The 15,871-nt window shown below is 66.6% G+C and carries 16 protein-coding genes; 7 read left to right on the top strand and 9 right to left on the bottom strand.

From position 1 onward, the window contains the following. The first annotated feature begins 88 nt into the window (after nucleotides 1-88). A complete protein-coding gene (gene dgcN / locus BMY25_RS07135; RefSeq protein WP_092495951.1) occupies nucleotides 89-1,102 on the top strand; it encodes an N-acetyltransferase DgcN in 1,014 nt (337 codons plus the stop codon). After that, a complete protein-coding gene (dgcA, locus tag BMY25_RS07140; protein ID WP_092495952.1) occupies nucleotides 1,102-2,073 on the top strand; it encodes an N-acetyl-D-Glu racemase DgcA in 972 nt (323 codons plus the stop codon). Before dgcN ends, dgcA begins: the two co-directional genes overlap by 1 nt. Here dgcA and BMY25_RS07145 read toward each other — a convergent pair. After that, a complete protein-coding gene (locus BMY25_RS07145) occupies nucleotides 2,025-3,212 on the bottom strand; it encodes an MFS transporter (RefSeq protein WP_177176761.1) in 1,188 nt (395 codons plus the stop codon). The genes dgcA and BMY25_RS07145 overlap by 49 nt on opposite strands. An 80-nt stretch (nucleotides 3,213-3,292) precedes the next feature. Between BMY25_RS07145 and BMY25_RS07150 the strand changes: the two genes are divergently transcribed. Continuing rightward, on the top strand, nucleotides 3,293-3,880 hold the full coding sequence (locus BMY25_RS07150) for a hypothetical protein (protein ID WP_092495954.1): 588 nt from the start codon (nucleotides 3,293-3,295) through the stop codon (nucleotides 3,878-3,880). Here the strand turns inward: BMY25_RS07150 and BMY25_RS07155 are convergent. The 3 genes from BMY25_RS07155 to BMY25_RS07165 are packed head-to-tail and all read right to left on the bottom strand — an operon-like array spanning nucleotide 3,862 to nucleotide 6,732. Then, complete coding sequence (locus tag BMY25_RS07155; RefSeq protein WP_092495955.1) at nucleotides 3,862-4,851, bottom strand: threonine ammonia-lyase; 990 nt, start codon at nucleotides 4,849-4,851, stop codon at nucleotides 3,862-3,864. The genes BMY25_RS07150 and BMY25_RS07155 overlap by 19 nt on opposite strands. Nucleotides 4,852-4,877: 26 nt before the next feature. After that, nucleotides 4,878-5,900 (bottom strand): glycosyltransferase family 4 protein, encoded by a 1,023-nt coding sequence (locus BMY25_RS07160; RefSeq protein WP_092496136.1) that lies wholly within the window; start codon nucleotides 5,898-5,900, stop codon nucleotides 4,878-4,880. Nucleotides 5,901-5,928: 28 nt separating this feature from the next. Further along, the gene (locus tag BMY25_RS07165) at nucleotides 5,929-6,732 is read right to left on the bottom strand and encodes a UDP-2,3-diacylglucosamine diphosphatase (protein WP_092495956.1); all 804 of its coding nucleotides are present in this window, start codon (nucleotides 6,730-6,732) and stop codon (nucleotides 5,929-5,931) included. A gap of 141 nt (nucleotides 6,733-6,873) precedes the next feature. Between BMY25_RS07165 and BMY25_RS07170 the strand changes: the two genes are divergently transcribed. Beyond that, complete coding sequence (locus BMY25_RS07170) at nucleotides 6,874-7,653, top strand: SDR family oxidoreductase (RefSeq protein WP_092495957.1); 780 nt, start codon at nucleotides 6,874-6,876, stop codon at nucleotides 7,651-7,653. A 75-nt stretch (nucleotides 7,654-7,728) separates the two neighbouring features. Here BMY25_RS07170 and BMY25_RS07175 read toward each other — a convergent pair whose 3' ends face one another. The 3 genes from BMY25_RS07175 to BMY25_RS07185 form a co-directional block, all read right to left on the bottom strand. Next, nucleotides 7,729-9,066, bottom strand: coding sequence for an OmpP1/FadL family transporter (locus BMY25_RS07175; protein WP_177176762.1), 1,338 nt, complete (start codon nucleotides 9,064-9,066; stop codon nucleotides 7,729-7,731). A 176-nt stretch (nucleotides 9,067-9,242) separates the two neighbouring features. Then, a complete protein-coding gene (gene thiD, locus BMY25_RS07180) occupies nucleotides 9,243-10,049 on the bottom strand; it encodes a bifunctional hydroxymethylpyrimidine kinase/phosphomethylpyrimidine kinase (protein ID WP_092495959.1) in 807 nt (268 codons plus the stop codon). A gap of 41 nt (nucleotides 10,050-10,090) precedes the next feature. Next, nucleotides 10,091-10,450: a hypothetical protein gene (locus BMY25_RS07185; RefSeq protein ID WP_143061901.1), complete on the bottom strand. Its 360-nt coding sequence runs from the start codon at nucleotides 10,448-10,450 to the stop codon at nucleotides 10,091-10,093. Between the two features lie 145 nt (nucleotides 10,451-10,595). Between BMY25_RS07185 and BMY25_RS07190 the strand changes: the two genes are divergently transcribed. Beyond that, nucleotides 10,596-10,832 carry an Lrp/AsnC ligand binding domain-containing protein gene (locus BMY25_RS07190; RefSeq protein ID WP_092495961.1) on the top strand — a complete coding sequence of 79 codons (237 nt, stop codon included), beginning with the start codon at nucleotides 10,596-10,598 and terminating at the stop codon, nucleotides 10,830-10,832. Nucleotides 10,833-10,853: 21 nt separating this feature from the next. Here the strand turns inward: BMY25_RS07190 and BMY25_RS07195 are convergent, their stop codons facing one another. After that, on the bottom strand, nucleotides 10,854-11,600 hold the full coding sequence (locus BMY25_RS07195; protein ID WP_092495962.1) for an SDR family NAD(P)-dependent oxidoreductase: 747 nt from the start codon (nucleotides 11,598-11,600) through the stop codon (nucleotides 10,854-10,856). Between the two features lie 127 nt (nucleotides 11,601-11,727). Beyond that, nucleotides 11,728-14,037 (bottom strand): xanthine dehydrogenase family protein molybdopterin-binding subunit, encoded by a 2,310-nt coding sequence (locus tag BMY25_RS07200; RefSeq protein ID WP_092496137.1) that lies wholly within the window; start codon nucleotides 14,035-14,037, stop codon nucleotides 11,728-11,730. Between the two features lie 135 nt (nucleotides 14,038-14,172). On the opposite strand from BMY25_RS07200, the gene BMY25_RS07205 reads away from it, so the two are divergent. Both BMY25_RS07205 and BMY25_RS07210 read left to right on the top strand, forming a co-directional pair. Continuing rightward, nucleotides 14,173-15,321: a DNA topoisomerase IB gene (locus tag BMY25_RS07205; protein WP_092495963.1), complete on the top strand. Its 1,149-nt coding sequence runs from the start codon at nucleotides 14,173-14,175 to the stop codon at nucleotides 15,319-15,321. Next, nucleotides 15,318-15,797, top strand: a complete 480-nt coding sequence (locus BMY25_RS07210) for a pyridoxamine 5'-phosphate oxidase family protein (RefSeq protein ID WP_092495964.1) — start codon at nucleotides 15,318-15,320, stop codon at nucleotides 15,795-15,797. Before BMY25_RS07205 ends, BMY25_RS07210 begins: the two co-directional genes overlap by 4 nt. The last annotated feature ends 74 nt before the right edge of the window (nucleotides 15,798-15,871 follow it).

Genomic DNA, 15,871 nt, shown 5'->3' on the forward strand with positions numbered 1-15,871 from the left:
GCCGTTGCGTGTTAGGTCTGTCCATATGTCGGGGAAACTGCCCATTTCCCGTGGTTCAGGCAAGAGCAGGAAAGTCACAGGACGACTAATGTCCATTGAGAAACCTTATCTTCTCTTCCTGGGCGACGTGCCTGACCAGCTCGCGGCCAAGACCGCGACCGGCGTGGTCGATTGGCGCCCGGATTGGTGCGTCGGCCAGACGCGGCTGGAAGGCTGCAAGGCCGATACGGGCCTGCCCGACATGACGATCGCGGAAGGCCGCGCCGCGGGCGGGAGGACACTGGTGATCGGCGCCGTCAATCCCGGCGGAGTGCTGCCGGACAACTGGGTCGCTTCGGTGGTGGAGGCGATCGAGGCCGGCATGGATGTCGCCAGCGGGCTGCACATGCGCCTCGGCTCCAGCCCGGAGATCCGCGAGGCCGCCGAGCGTCGCGGGGCGCGGTTGCACGACGTTCGCCATGCCGACCGCCAGTTCGCGACCGGCAAGGGTTTCCGGCGCAGCGGCAAGCGGCTGCTGACGGTCGGCACCGACTGCTCCATCGGCAAGAAGTACACCGCGCTGGCGCTGGAACGCGAGATGTCGGCGCGCGGCTTCGATGCGGAATTCTGCGCGACGGGACAGACGGGCGTGCTGATCGCCGGCCGCGGCGTCGCGATCGACGCCGTCATTGCCGACTTTATTTCCGGCGCCGTGGAATGGCTGACGCCCGAAGCGGCGCCCGATCACTGGCAGATCGTTGAAGGTCAGGGCTCGCTCTTCCATCCGTCCTTCGCGGGCGTATCGCTCGGGCTGCTGCATGGCGCCCAGCCCGACGCCTTCATTGTCTGCCACGAGCCGACGCGGACGACCATGAGAAACGTGCGCACGCCTATCCCGGATGTCGCAGATGTGATCGACCTGACGGTGCGCCACGGCCGCCTCAACAATCAGGACATTCGCTGCGTCGGGATTTCGGTGAATACCTCGGCCCTGGATGCCGCCGAGGCGGATGCCTGCCTTCGCCAGCTTTCCGAGCGCTTCGATCTGCCGGCCGTGGATCCGATCCGCATGGGCGTCTTGCCCATCGTGGAGCGTCTCGAAACCGAGTTCCCACGTCCCTGATGCCGGCGCTACATGCTTCCATCGAACGCTGGCCGATCGCCGGCAGCTTCACCATCTCCCGTGGCTCGCGCACGGAAGCGGTCGTCGTCGTGGTCGAAGTCTCCGACGGCACCCACCGGGGCCGAGGCGAATGCGTCCCCTATCCGCGCTATGGTGAGACGCCGGAAAGCGTCGTCGCCGAGATCGAAAGCCTCGACCCGACGGATCTCGACCGGGAGAGCCTGCGCACGCGCCTTCATCCGGGGGCCGCGCGCAACGCCGTCGACTGCGCGCTCTGGGATCTTGAGGCGAAGCGATCGGGCATATCGGTCGCGCGCAGCCTGGGTCTTTCCGATCTTCGTCCATTGGAAACCGCTTATACGCTGAGCCTGGGCGACCCCACGTCGATGCAGGCGGCGGCAGCCCGCGCGGCGGAGCGCCCGCTCCTCAAGGTGAAACTCGGCGGCGATGGCGACGTGGAGCGTATTCTCGCCGTGCGTGCCGGTGCGCCGCGCTCGCGCCTGATCGTGGACGCCAACGAGGGCTGGAGCGAAGCGAATTTCGGGGCGAACAGCCTTGCCTGCCGGGAAGCCGGCGTGGTGCTGATCGAGCAGCCGCTGCCCGCCGGAGCCGACGATTTCCTGCGCGGGGTGGATCGACCGGTGCCGATCTGCGCCGACGAAAGCCTGCACGTGGCGGCGGACCTCGAAGCGCTCGCCGGCAAGTACGACGCCGTCAACATCAAGCTGGACAAGACGGGCGGGCTCACCGAGGCGCTCGACCTCTTCCGGGAAGCGCGTCGTCGTGATTTTTCGATCATGGTGGGCTGCATGGTCGGCACGTCGCTCGCCATGGCGCCGGCCGTGCTGCTGGCGCAGGGCGCCGATATCGTGGACCTCGACGGACCGCTGCTGCTCGCGCGCGACCGCGACCCCGGCCTCCTCTATGAAGGCGCGATGGTCTCCCCGCCCGGGACATCCCTCTGGGGGTGAAGCCCTCGCTCCAGCGGGAACGAGAAGAACAGCCCTGCCCCGGCCAGCAGTGCCATGACCGAGAATGCGTAGGCCGGCGACAGGCGGTAGAGCGGCCCCGCCGCGAGTGTCGCGACTGCCAGCACCAGTCCACTGGTGAGCTGGTAGAGCGCCTGCAGGCGCGCGGTGTGGCCGGGCGCGCTCACCGAGCCGATCGCCCGCATCACGCCGATATGGTTGAAGGCGAACGTGATGGCGTGCAGCGCCTGCAGCAAGAGCGCGGCGCCCGGCGCGACGGCAAAGGGAAAGAACGCCCAGCGAAGGACGGCGACGAGCGCGCCGGCCACCAGACAGCGGCGCGCCCCGGGCTGAGGAATGCGGCCGACGACCCACAGCACCAGCAATTCCGCCGTCACCGAGACCGCCCACATGGCAGCGATGCTGAACGCGCTGAAGCCTATCGAGTGCCAATAGAGGCTGGCGAAAGTGTAATAGGCGCCGTGGCTGCCGACGGTGCAACTGGCTCCGAGGAAAGCCCGCCGGATCACCGGCTCGGAGAACGCGGTGCGCCAGCCGATCCCGTCGCGCGAGGGGAGCGAGGGACCGACTTCCGGCACTGCGAGCGAGATGACGCCGCCGATCAGGAAGGTCGCGGTCAGCAGCAGAAAGACGCCGGGCAGCGCGATTAGCCGGATCGCGGCGGCGGTGATGAGGCTCGCCACGATGAAGGCGAAGGACCCCCAGATGCGCAGGCGCGCGTAGACCAGGCCGTGATCCCGAACGCCCACGAGATTGACCGCATCCGACAGCGGAATCAGGAAGTTCCACAGCATGATCGCCAGCGCGGTCAGGACGAGGGTCGGCCAGAAGCCGTGGACGGCGCCGAGGCAGGCGAAGGCGATGCCCGCCGCGAAGGCGAAGGCCGCGGCGGCGTGGGCGAGGTTGCGGAAGCGATCCGTCAGTGCAGCCAGGGGCGCGGTGAGAATCGGGCGCAGGAACAAGGGCGCGGCCAGAACGGCGGCGAGTTCGGTATCGGCCAGCCCGCGCGCCGCCAGCCAGACCGGCAGGAACGGATAGATGATCCCGCTCGCGAAGAAAACGACGGCACAGAAAGCCGAAGCGCGGATCGCAAAATCAGTCCCGGAGCCTGATTGTTTCAAGTTTAATCCTTTTCTAAAAGGTTTAATCAAGACTCAGGCTGGAGTGATCTCGAATATCGCGCCAGCCCCAAGGGAAAATCATGGCCGGTCGCACACAGAGCCGTCTCGCCGATTCGGACTATGAAGATGTTTTACAGGCGCTGTCGGCGACAACAAAGGGCCGGCTGTTTCTTGCAGAATATCTTCGCCGCACCCGGCCACAGGAAACGCGCGGCCTTCTGAAGGCTTTAAAGCGCGTCGAGAACAATATCGACCTGTTGCGCAGCGAAGTTCGCCAGGAACATGTGGGCACCGAGATCCGCCGCATCGCGACGACGCTGTCGGGAGCCGCCTCCCTGCGCGCGGCGGGGCCGGAACAGGCCGAGCTTCACCGTTCCATGCTGGGCAAGGCCGGCGACGACCTCCTGAAGCTTGCCGAAAGCCTGCTGCCCGCAGCCTCGACGTCCTCCGGCCCTGCGCCGGCAGAGATCCCCCCGACGCTATCCGGGGCCACGACCCTGACCGCTGCCACTGGCCATGCCCCTCGTCCTGCCGCTGCCACGGTGACCGACGAGCGGCCGGCAGACGTCTTCGCCAGCGCGCCGGAAGGCGAGAAGGGCCGCTATATCGAGGACGACATGCTGTTCTTCGAAGCGCCGGCGCGGACGGTTCAGGCGGAGCGGCGGTAGGCTTTCACCGCATCCATCAGCATTTCGTCATCGATATTGCCGCCGGACAGGACGATCACGGCGGTTTTTTCCCTGAGGTCGAGCCGCCCGGCCAGCACCGCCGCAAGGCAGACGGCCCCGCCGGGTTCCAGCACCAGCCGCATCGTCTCGGAGGCAAAGCCGACGGCGTGCAGCGCCTCGGCATCGCTGACGGCAAGGCCGCCTGCCATGCGATCGCGGTTGAGCGCGAAGGTCAGGACGCCCGGCTTCGACGCCAGCAGCGCGTCGCAGATGGAGCCGGAAAGACGCTCGTTCCGCACCGCTTCGCCTGCCCGCAGCGAGCGGCCGTAGTCGTCGAAGCCTTCGGGCTCAACCACATAGGACGCGATCTCGGGAAAGCGCTCGCGGAGCGCCAGGGTCACGCCCGCCGCAAGCCCGCCGCCGCTGGCCGGCGCCATCACCACGTCCGGCACGACGCCCGCGGCCTCCAGGTCGTCGGCGACTTCGAGCCCGATCGTCCCCTGGCCCGCAATGACATGGCGATTGTTGTAGGGGTGGATGAAATGTCCCCCCTCTTCCGCGATGATGTCGGCGGCGATCGCCTCGCGGTCTTCCGTCTCCCGGTCGTAAAGCACGACGCGCGCACCGAACGCGGCGGTCCGTTCGCGCTTCAGCACCGGCGCATCGCTCGGCATGACGATCACGGAGGAGATCCCGGCCAGACGGGCGGCTTCCGCCACGCCCTGCGCGTGGTTGCCGGAGGAGCAGGCCACGACGCCCGCGCGGGCATCGTCACCCAACGCCTGCACCGCGTTTCGCGCGCCCCGGAACTTGAACGAGCCCGTTCGCTGCAGGCATTCCGGCTTCAGATAAACCGTCCCGCCCGTCATCTCGGAAAGCTGCGGCGAGCGGATCAGCGGGGTGCGCACGGCCGCTCCGGCGATGCGCTCCCTTGCTTCCAGAATGTCGGCATAGCCGGGAAGGTCTGACATGGGGCGCCCCTGTTCAAGCGGATCGGTCAGGCCGCTTTCTGCGCCAGAGCTCCATGCCCGGCAAGGATATTGTTCCGGAACGCCGCCGCGCTCGCCTCCCAGCTGAACCCCTGCGCGAACTGCCGCGCGTCCGCGCCGGAAAGTTCAAGGGCGGCGAGTGCCGCCTTCCGGAGATCCACATCGAGGACGCCGACCTTGGGATCGGTGATGACGTCGCGCGGACCGGTCACCGGAAAGGCCGCGACCGGCAAGCCCGAGGAAAGCGCTTCCAGCAAGACGTTGCCGAAGGTGTCGGTGCGGCTGGGGAACACGAACACGTCGGCCGATGCATAGGCCTGCGCCAGCGCCTCGCCCTTCATCATGCCGAGGAAATGCACGTCGGGAAAGCGCGCCTGCAGGCCCGCGCGCGCCGGTCCGTCGCCGACGACCACCCTGGAGCCCGGCAGGTTCAGGGCGCAGAACGCTTCCAGGTTCTTCTCCACCGCCACACGGCCGACATTCAGGAAGATCGGGCGCGGCAGATCGAGGTTCGCCTCCGGACGTGGATGGAACAAGTCCGCATCCACGCCGCGCGACCATCGCATGAGGTGCCGGAAGCCGCGCGCGGTGAGTTCCGCTTCCAGCGACGGCGTGGCGACCATGCAGCCCAGCCCGGAATTGTGGAAGCGGCGGACGACGGCATAGGCCCAGCTTTCCGGCAGGGGGAAACGAGCGGAGACGTATTCCGGAAACCTGGTGTGATAGCTCGTCGTGAAGCCGATGCCGGTCTTCAGGCAATGGCGTCGGGCCAGCATCCCGAGCGGGCCTTCCGTGGCGATGTGCACGTGATCCGGCTTCTCCGCGTCGATCACCCGCGCGATCCGCCCCGGCCCGACCAGCGACAGCCGGATATCGGGATAGGTCGGGCACGGCACGGTGCGGAACCGGTCGGGCGCCACGACGGAGACCTCGTCGCCCTGTCCGCGCAGCACCGTCGTGATCCGGTTCAACGAATGAACGACGCCATTGACCTGCGGAAACCATGCATCCGTCACGATGGTCAGGCGCATCGCCACCCCCGTTTGCGGTGCCGTGGCCTCACGCGGCGACCTTCGCGGCCGGCGCAGTTCCCGCATCGGCATAGGCGGCGGCCACTTCCGCCCAGCGAATGATCTCGAAGCGACCGTCGTGGTTCTCCACCAACGCGGTGCAGCTTTCCACCCAGTCGCCGCAATTCATGTAACGGATGCCGTTCTGCTCGCGCAGCGCCGCGTGATGGATATGGCCGCAGATCACGCCATCCGCCTCCACCCGCTCCGCCTCGCGCGAGAGCGCATCTTCGAAAGCGCCGATGAAATTCACCGCGTCCTTCACCTTCAGCTTCGCCCAGGCCGACAGCGACCAGTAGGAGAAGCCGAGCTTGCGGCGGATGAGGTTTACGTAGGTGTTGACGCCGAGGGCGGTCTCGTAGGCCCAGTCGCCGAGAAAGGCTAGCCATCTGGCGTGGCGCACTACGACGTCGAACTGATCGCCGTGCAGCACCAGCATGCGCCTGTGGTCGGCGGTTTCGTGGATGATGGAATTCACCACCTCGATACCGCCGAAATGGGTGCCGAGGTAGTTGCGCAGGAACTCGTCGTGATTGCCGGGAACGTAGACGATGCGAGCGCCCTTGCGTCCCTTGCGCATCAGCTTCTGCGCGACGTCGTTGTGGGCCTGCGGCCAGTACCAGCTTCGCTTCAGCCGCCAGCCGTCCACGATATCGCCGACGAGATAGATCGTCTCGGCATCGTGCCAGCGAAGAAACTCAAGCAGCATCTCCGCCTGGCATCCGCGCGTCCCGAGATGGACATCGGAGATGAAGAGCGCATGAACGTGACGGGGAAACATCTGGGTGTGCATGGCCGGAAACCTCGATCGCTCGAGAGAAAGAAACCGGATTCCCGTCTCAGTTTCATGACGCTAAGGTTCCCGGAGCGCAGGCCGCCGGGCCTCGGTTCCCTTGTCCGGCCGGCGTGGCTGAAGGCATCGCCGGGAGATGACATGGATCTTGGAATTACGGGCCGGACGGCCGTCGTCTGCGCCTCCAGCAGGGGCCTGGGACGCGGCTGCGCCATCGCGCTGGCGGAAGCCGGCTGCCGGGTGGTGATCAACGGCCGCGATGCGGAGCGGCTTGGCGAAACGGCAAAAGCGATCCGCGACCAGACCGGCGCGGAGATCATCCCGGTCGCGGCCGATGTTTCGGCTGCCGAGGGGCGTCAGGCGATCCTCGACAGGGCTGGCGAGGTCGATATCCTGGTCAACAACAATGGCGGACCGCCCTCGCGCGATTTTCGCGAGCTGGACCGTGGGGCGATCGTCGCCGGCGTCACCCAGAACATGATCACGCCCATCGAATTCCTGCAGGCGGTGATCGACGGCATGACGGCGCGCGGCTTCGGGCGTGTGGTCAACATCACCTCGTCCTCGGTGCTGGCACCCATCCCCGGCCTCGACCTCTCGTCGGGCGCGCGGGCCGGCCTGACGGCATTCCTCGCCGGGGTCTCCCGGCAGGTCGCCGGTCAGGGCGTCACCATCAACAATATCCTGCCGGGCAAGATGGACACCGACAGGCTGCGCGGCACGTTCAAGTTCCAGGCGGACAAGGCGGGGCTGAGCGTGGAGGAATTCGCCGGGAAGCAAATGGCGCAGATCCCGGCCGGCAGGTTCGGCTCGGCGGAGGAATTCGGAAAGCTCTGCGCTTTTCTCTGCTCCGCCCATGCGGGCTACATCACCGGCCAGAACTTCCTGGTGGATGGCGGCCTGCTGCAGCGCGCCTTCTGAGGCGGCCAGACTCCGTCCTTAAAAAGAAAGAGGCCGGGTTTCCCCAGCCTCTTTCCCGCCACCCCGTTGGCAACTTCAATTCGCATGGCTGCCGGTCGGTGTCCCGCCGAACCGGTAGCGAAAGCCGAGCGAAACGATATGCGCGTCGGCATTGACCTCGCCGCGCACCGCTCCGCTGCTGCTTTGCACATGGTCGTCGCCAACCCCGGCCACATAGGCATAGGAGGCGTCGATCAGGCAGCGCTCACAGGCTTTGTAGGTGAAACCCGCCGAGCCGGAAACACGGTCCACATCGGGCAACCGGAATTGACGGGCACTGTTGCCCACCGGCGACAGTTCGTAGGCGACACCGGCCCGCAACGTCCATTTCGGGCTGACATCGTATTCCGTGCCGCCGGAGAAGAACCAGCCGTCATCATAGCCGAAGACGATGTCCTGCTCGGGAACGGTGATCTCGCCGACGCCGCTCACCGCGACCTTGTCCTTCGCCTGGACGGAAACCTGCTTGAAGCGGCTCCACTGGTCCCATTCCACGCCGCCCATGACGCGCCAGCGATCCGTGATCGCCTGCCGCACGCCGACGCTGAGCTTGGCCGGCGTCTCCAGCTTGGCCGTGGCATCGAGGTCCAGCGGCACCGTGAGAAGCGACTGGCCGAGCAGCGACCCCGTCACGCTGCCGGTGAGCTTGCTGTCGATGGAATATTTCAGGCCCGAACGGTAGCCGATGCCGATCTCCGTGCCCTCGCGCGGCTTCAGGAGCACACCGACATTGTAGCCATAGGCCCAGGAATCGCCGTCCAGCGAAGCGTTCGCACCGAGGCTGAGCGGCAGCGGCACGCCGGGCACGGAAAGCTGGCCGAGCGAAGCGCCCACGCCCGTATAGCGAATGTCCAGATATTGCGCCTGGAAGCCGGCGCCGACGCTCAGCCAGTCCGTCAGGTCCACCGACAGCATCGGATTGATGTTGAACGTGGTGATCGAGGAGGTGCCGGCGATCCCCTGATTGCGCAGCTCGGACCCGAAATCGTATTTCGACCGCATCCCGAAGGGTTCGGTGATGGCGAGGCCCAGCACCACGCGATCGTTGATCCGGTAGGCGTCGTAGCCGCTCACCAGTGCCGCGTTGGCGACGACGTCGCCTTCGTTCGACGTGAAGGGCGAGAGAACGTCGATGCTGGCCCGAGGAGCAACGAAGGTCGCGCTCGTCTCGGTCTGAAAGCCCATAACGGCCGACAAGGTCGCCGGATTCCAGAACATGGAGGAAAGCGAGCCGCCCGCCGCCATGCCGGCAAAGGCCAGCCCTTCGCCATAAGCGCTCTGGTCGCGGAGCCCGAAGGCACCCGCCTGCGCTTCGCTCATCAACGCGGAGGACGTCAGCAGGATGACGGCGCCAGCCGCTCCGGCGCAAGCCAATCTCAAGTTTCTCAAGGCCCTAGTTCGTCTCATGGCAGCGTCCCGGTGGCGGGAATCGCCACCGACAAGACGCGTCGAACCAGACCTAAACCATCGATGTTACCGTTTCGAAAAGGTCGGCGGGAACCCTGTGACGAATGGGCTGTGGATCGGAGGAGCCGCGAACCCGGCAGATTTCATTTCGCCGGCCAGGAGCGCCAGAAATGGTGCACGGGTCCGTTGCCCGCGCCGATGTCGAGGGTATCGGCTGCGGCGATCGCTCCGTGCAGGTAGCTCTTCGCTTCCGCGACGGCGATGCCGAGTTCATGCCCCAGCGCCAGCCCGGACGCGATGGCGGCGGAAAGCGTGCAGCCGGTGCCGTGGGTGTGCCGCGTGGCGATCATCGGCGCGTCGAGCCAGACCTGCCTTTCCCCGTCGGCCAGGAGATCGCTCGCCCGACCACCCGGCAAGTGGCCCCCCTTCAGGAGCACCGAGCGCGCACCGAGACGGAGCAGGCCTTCCGCCTGCCGGATCATCGCGTCGCGATCCTCGGCCATGGAGGCGCCGAGAAGACGGGCGGACTCGTGCAGATTGGGTGTGATCAGGGCGCAGCGCGGGAAGAGCTCCGATTTCAGCGTATCGATCGCCTCGTCGCTGATCAGCACGACGCCGGTGCTCGTGACCATGACCGGGTCCAGCACGACCGGCCCCGTCGAAAGCGCATCGAGTCCACCCGCCACCGCGCGGATGATCTCGGGCTTCGATAGCATGCCGATCTTTGTCGCGTTCACCCGAAGGTCGCCGAAAACGGCGTCCATCTGCAGGCGCACGAAATCGGGCGGCACATCGTGCACACCCGTGACCGTCAGCGTATTCTGCGCGGTCAGGGCCGTGATCACGCTGGCGCCGTAAACGCCCAGGGCCGAAAAGGTCTTGAGGTCGGCCTGGATCCCGGCCCCGCCTCCGGAATCGGAGCCGGCGATCGTTACGGCGATGGCAGTCATTCAGGTCCCGCTGTCTCCGGCCCGTCCGGATCGAGACCGATCTATGGGTTTCCCGGCGCAATTGCACGAGGTTGTTGCGGCGTCGTCTCGCCGGTCGTGGTGCCGGGGCCAGCCAAACCGCCTGTTGGCGCCGTGGTGCCGGTCACCGCCGGATCGTTGGTCTTGGGCGCGGCGTCGGGCACGCCGCCCGTGCCGTTGCCGAGCCGGCAATGCGCGGAATCGTTACCCTTGGCCAGGCAATTGGTGAAATCGAAATTGTTGGCCGGAGAGTTGGGCGAGCTCGGCGGCGGCACGGCCGGCTGCGCTGGCGCGTCCGTCGTGGTCTGGGCATGAGCGCCCGCTAGCGGAAGAGCCGCGAGCACGGCTGCAAGCAAGGCACCTCTGACACTTTCGATTTTCATGGCCGGGATCCTTTCCCTCGAACAAATCCAGGCGGGATTGTTTGGTTCCGCGAAAGTACCGGAGCGGAAACCCGCCGGATCAAACCTCCAGACAGCGCGGCCGGGATGTTCTAAAAGCCCCTGCAAAGGCAGCCTGGAGACAGCGATGACCCCCTTCTTCGTCCTGATCAAATGCCAGCTCGGACGCGCCTACGAGGTCGCGACCGAACTGGCCGATGCGGAGATCGCGTCGGAGATCTATTCCACCGCGGGTGACTACGACCTGCTCGCCAAGTTCTACGTCGAGCCCGGCGGCGATATCGGTCACTTCGTCAACGAGAAGGTGCACCGCATTCCCGGTATCCAGGACACCAAGACGATCATCACCTTCAAGGCGTTCTGAGATCGCTCGGGGCACCGCCCCTCACGGCGCGGTATAGGCTCCGTCCACGAGATGATAGCTGCCGGTCACGAAGGATGCGCGATCGCTGAGCAGGAAGCAGGTCAGCTCGGCCACTTCCTCGGCGCGACCGAGTCTCCCGATCGGGTGCAGCGAAATCAGATGGTCCTTGGTCGCCTTGTCCATGTGGCTCAGTAGCGGCGTATCGATAAAGGCCGGGCCGACCGCGTTGACCCGCACGCCCTTCGCCGAATATTCCATCGCCGCCGTCTTGGTCAGGCCGATCACGCCGTGCTTCGCGGCGACATAGGCTGGCGAACTGACGAAACCGCTGGTGCCGAGGATCGACGACATGTTGACGATGGAGCCGCCGCCGGAGGCGAGCATCGCCGGAATCTCGTACCTGGTGGAATAGAAGACGCTGTTGAGGTTGACGTCGATGACGCGCTTCCAGTCGTCGATGCCGTAATCGGCCGTGAGCGCGCTCGCCCCCCCGATGCCGGCGTTGTTGACGGCGAGATGCAGTGCGCCGAAGCTTTCCACCGTGAAGTCGACCATGGCCTTGACCGCTTCCGGGTCGGTCACGTCGATCTTGTAGGACCTGGCCACCGCCGACCCCAGCTCCTCGGCAAGCTGCCTCGCGCCGTCCTCGTTGAAATCGGCGATCACAACCTTAGCGCCGCCGGAGGCCAATTGCCGCGCGACGGCCGCACCGATACCGGATGCAGCACCCGTCACCAGCGCAACCTTGCCCTCGAACTCTGCTGCCATTCTTCATCTCCCGGGAGTGGTGACCTCGTTGCGAGGCCGGTATTGCACACTACCCGGCCGCGCCGCGGCAAGCCTTGATCGAGATCTATGGGCCAGACCGGGCCGAGGCGAACCGGGGTGGGCCGGCTCAGGCCGACGTTGCGAGCTGGATCGTCTCCCAGATGCGGAGGGGCGTCGCCGGCATGTCGATATGGGTGATGCCGTAGGCACGGCTGAGAGCGTCGACCACGGCGTTCATGACCGCCGGCGCGGCGCCGATGGTCCCGGCCTCCCCGGCGCCCTTGATCCCCATCGCGTTCGACTTGGACGGCACGTTGCGCGTCGAGAACTCGTAAACCGGCACATCCCAGGCGCGCGGCAGCGCGTAATCCTGCAGCGTCGCGGACAGAAGCTGGCCGTCCCCGTCATAGACGGTTCGCTCGTGCAGCGCCTGCCCGATCCCCTGCGCCACGCCGCCATGGACCTGGCCCGCCAGCAGCATCGGGTTCACCACCGCGCCGAAATCGTCGACGATCACGTAGCGGAGGATGTGCGTGAGCCCCGTTTCCGGGTCGATTTCCAGCTCGCAGACATGCGTGCCGTTGGGGAAGGTCGGCGCCTTCGTCTCGTAATCGCCGGTCGCCACGAGCTTCGTGCGATCGCTCGCCCGCAGGGCCACCTCGGCATAGCCGATTTCGCGATCGGTGCCGACGATCCGGGCGACGCCGTCGACCAGCTCGATATCGCCGGCCGATGCTTCCAGTTCGTCGGCGGCGAGTTCCCGGATCTGCTCGGCCAGCATCCGCGCGCCGCGATCCACGGAGGGAACGCCGATCGGGATGGAGCGCGAGCCGCCGGTGCCGCCGCCCGTGGGCAGCGCGTCGGAATCGCCCTGCACCACGCGGATGCGGCTGTAGTCGAGGCCGAGATGACCGGCCACGAACTGGGCATAGGCCGTGTGATGCCCCTGCCCGTTCGCCTGCGTGCCGATATGCAGGGTCACGGTGCCATCGCCTTCGAGCACCAGCTTGGCCGGCTCGGAGCCGGGAAAGGCGCAGGCCTCGATATAGGTCGCCAATCCGAAGCCGCGGATCCTCCCCCGCTCGCGGCTCTCGGCAAGGCGGGAGGGGAAGCCGGCGGCGTCCGCCTCGGCCAGAGCCGCATCCATGTGCGCCTCGAACTCGCCGGTGTCGTAGGTGCGGCCGCCCTGCGTCTTGTAGGGCATCTGCTCCGGCCGGATGAAGTTGCGGCGGCGGATCTCTTCCGGCGTCAGCCCCGCGACCCGCGCCGCCTGATCGATCAGCCGCTCCACCAGATAAGCCGCCTCCGGGCGGCCGGCGCCGCGATACGCATCCACGGGCACCGTGTTGGTGAAGACGCCCTTGCAGGCGATATGCGCCGCCGGAATATCGTATACGCCGGTGGTCATCGTGATCCCGCCATAGGGCACGTACGGGCCGAACGGCGAGAAATAGGCGCCCATCGCAGCCGTGAGATCGACGCGCATGGCCAGGATCCGGCCCTCCGCATCCAGCGCCATCGCGGCTCGGGCGACGTTGTCGCGGCCATGCGAGTCGGCCAGGAAATGCTCGTTGCGGTCGCAGACCCACTTCACGGGCCGGCCGAGGACGCGCGCCGCCTTCATCACCAGCGGATATTCCCGGTAGACGACCGCCTTGGTGCCGAAGCCGCCTCCGACATCGTAGGTGCGGACATGGATCGCCTGCTCGTCAACGTCGAGCAGCTTGGCGAGCGCGGAGCGAATGCCGTGAACTCCCTGCGTGCCCGTCACGATGGAGTAGCGGCCGGTTTGCGCGTCGAACTCGGCCACCGCTGCGCGGGGCTCCAGATAATTGCTCACCACGCGGTTGTTGACGATGGTCTGCTCCGCCACGCCCGCGGCCTTCGCGAAGGCCGCGGCTGTGTCGGCGGCATCGCCCAGTTCGTATTCGAAGGCGACGTTGCTGCCGTGCTCGGGCCAGACGAGCGGCGCGTCCGGCTCCAGCGCACGCGCCGTGTCGACGACCGCCGGCAGCATCTCGTAATCCACCTCGATCAGTTCGGCGGCCGAGCGGGCGGTTTCCAGATCGTCGGCCACGACGAAGGCGATGGCCTCTCCGACATAGCGGACCGTGTCGCCGGCGAGCACCGGGAATTCCGGCGAGAAGGCTTCGGTGCCGGGCTTCAGCTTGCCCATCGCATCGCAGGGCAGCGGCTTGATGTCCGTGACGTCGGCGCCGGTCCAGACGAGATGCACGCCAGGCAATTCGCGGGACGCGCGCAGATCGCCGATGCGAAGCCGGGCATGCCCCGCGCCGGAGCGAAGGAGGAAGGCATGAAGGCAGCCCTCCGGCGTGACATCGGCGGTGTAGCGGCCCTTGCCTCGGATCAGGGATTCATCCTCGATGCGGCGGACGGACGCTCCCATCCCGAACTTCAATGGAGCATGGTCGGTCATCTCGCCCTCGCCGGAAGCTGTTCCTGATTGCGAGATAACCATGTCGCTCCCCGTCATGCCAGAGGCGTGACCGGATGGCGCGGAACGCGGCGATCCCGACCGACGTTCACGGTTCGAACCCTCGGGATCTTCTTCATGGATTATCATTTTCGCGAACGGGCCGGAGCCTTCGGCCTGAGCTATGTCGATGTCCATCAGCTCTGCTTCAAACGCCGCAAGAGCGGCCGCGGCTTCACCTATCTGGACTCGCAGGGCAACGTGATCCGCGACCCCGAGGTCCGCGCCCGCCTCGAAGCTCTGGTGCTGCCGCCCGCCTGGACCGACGTCTGCCTCGCCGACGATCCACGCGCCCATGTGCAGGCCATCGGCCGCGACAGCGAAGGGCGGCTGCAATATCGCTATCACGACGACTGGACGAGCGTCCGCGACCAGATCAAGGCGGAGCGCCTGCTGCGCTTCGGCCGCGCGCTGCCGAAGATCCGGGCACGGCTGGAGCGGGATCTGCGCCGTCGCAAGACCGACCGGCGCTATGCCTCGGCGGTCGCCGGACGGCTGATCGACCGCGCCCTGCTGCGTTCGGGCCACGACATCACCAACATCGACGACGGCGGGCGCGGGGCGACGACGCTGCTGAAGCGCGACGTGCGCATCACGGCCTCGGCGGTGGAGCTCAGGTTCACCGGCAAGAGCGGCAAGAAGATCGAGAAAACGGTGCGCGATCCCCTGCTCGTCAAGCGCATGAGCAAGCTGAAGACCATCGGCAAGAAGCGGCTCTTCGCCTTCAAGGACGAAGGCGGCGGCGCCGCGCATTACCTGTCCGCCCGCGATCTCAACGCCTATCTGCAGGAGGCCGCCGGCGCCCCGGTGACCGCCAAGGACTTCCGCACCTTCGCCGCGTCATCCACCGCTCTCGCGATGCTCGCCGACGCGCCGCCGCCGGAAAGCGAGTACCAGAAGAAGCGGCTGCTCGCGAAGGTGATGAAAAGCGCCTCGGAGCGGCTCGCGAACACCCCGGCCGTCGCCCGCGCCAGCTACGTGCATCCCATGGTGGTCGCCGCCTTCGACGAGGGACGACTCAGCCCGGCCATGCTCAAGGGACAGCTGCGGCAGGGACTGGACCGCGCGGAAACGGCGCTGATGCGCTTCCTCGAAAGCGAGGTGGAAGCCGCGGCCCGGGACGCGAAGGCCGCCGCCGCCAGCGACAAGACGAAAACTTCACACCCGGAACGACCGGCAAAGGCTGGCGTTGTCGAACCAACCTCAATGACGGAGATGCATGCATGAGCGACGATACCCTGGACACCTTCTGGAAGCTCGTGAAGGACGTCCACACCTGCATGATGACCACCCGTGACGGCAATCATCTCCGCGCGCGTCCCATGGCGCCGCTTTTCGATGAAACCACCCACGAGATCCGCTTCCTGACGCAGCTCTCCTCGCACAAGACCGACGAACTCGCGTCCAACCCGGACTGCAATCTCGCCTTCGCGAACCCCAGCAAGGGCGATTACGTATCTGTCTCCGGGCAGGCTTACCTGACGCAGGACCGCAAGCTGATCGACCTCCTCTGGAAGGATGACTTCAAGGCCTGGTTCAAGAACGGCAAGGACGATCCCGATGTCGGCGTCATCCGCGTCGTGCCGGCACAGGCGGAATATTGGGACAGCAACGGCGCGCTGAAGCAGGCTTGGGAAGTTTTCAAGGCCAAGCACAGCGACACGCAGCCGGACATGGGCGAAAACAAGAAGCTGTCGCCCTGAGCGGCAGCGTCTTCTCGGCTCGGGGCGACACTGCCATCTCACCCCGAGCAGAAGTCCGGGCGGCAACGTTATTC

The sequence above is a fragment of the Faunimonas pinastri genome, assembly GCF_900110915.1.
GTDB lineage: Bacteria > Pseudomonadota > Alphaproteobacteria > Rhizobiales > Afifellaceae > Faunimonas > Faunimonas pinastri.

Excerpts from the sequence above, each read along its gene's own strand:
- BMY25_RS07155 (WP_092495955.1), bottom strand. The coding sequence starts at position 4,851 with ATGTCAGACCTTCCCGGCTATGCCGACATTCTGGAAGCAAGGGAGCGC.
- BMY25_RS07185 (WP_143061901.1), bottom strand. The coding sequence starts at position 10,450 with ATGAAAATCGAAAGTGTCAGAGGTGCCTTGCTTGCAGCCGTGCTCGCG.
- BMY25_RS07190 (WP_092495961.1), top strand. The coding sequence starts at position 10,596 with ATGACCCCCTTCTTCGTCCTGATCAAATGCCAGCTCGGACGCGCCTAC.
- BMY25_RS07150 (WP_092495954.1), top strand. The coding sequence starts at position 3,293 with ATGGCCGGTCGCACACAGAGCCGTCTCGCCGATTCGGACTATGAAGAT.
- thiD (WP_092495959.1), bottom strand. The coding sequence starts at position 10,049 with ATGACTGCCATCGCCGTAACGATCGCCGGCTCCGATTCCGGAGGCGGG.
- BMY25_RS07210 (WP_092495964.1), top strand. The coding sequence starts at position 15,318 with ATGAGCGACGATACCCTGGACACCTTCTGGAAGCTCGTGAAGGACGTC.
- BMY25_RS07160 (WP_092496136.1), bottom strand. The coding sequence starts at position 5,900 with ATGCGCCTGACCATCGTGACGGATGCATGGTTTCCGCAGGTCAATGGC.
- BMY25_RS07165 (WP_092495956.1), bottom strand. The coding sequence starts at position 6,732 with ATGCACACCCAGATGTTTCCCCGTCACGTTCATGCGCTCTTCATCTCC.
- BMY25_RS07195 (WP_092495962.1), bottom strand. The coding sequence starts at position 11,600 with ATGGCAGCAGAGTTCGAGGGCAAGGTTGCGCTGGTGACGGGTGCTGCA.
- dgcN (WP_092495951.1), top strand. The coding sequence starts at position 89 with ATGTCCATTGAGAAACCTTATCTTCTCTTCCTGGGCGACGTGCCTGAC.
- dgcA (WP_092495952.1), top strand. The coding sequence starts at position 1,102 with ATGCCGGCGCTACATGCTTCCATCGAACGCTGGCCGATCGCCGGCAGC.
- BMY25_RS07200 (WP_092496137.1), bottom strand. The coding sequence starts at position 14,037 with ATGACCGACCATGCTCCATTGAAGTTCGGGATGGGAGCGTCCGTCCGC.
- BMY25_RS07170 (WP_092495957.1), top strand. The coding sequence starts at position 6,874 with ATGGATCTTGGAATTACGGGCCGGACGGCCGTCGTCTGCGCCTCCAGC.
- BMY25_RS07205 (WP_092495963.1), top strand. The coding sequence starts at position 14,173 with ATGGATTATCATTTTCGCGAACGGGCCGGAGCCTTCGGCCTGAGCTAT.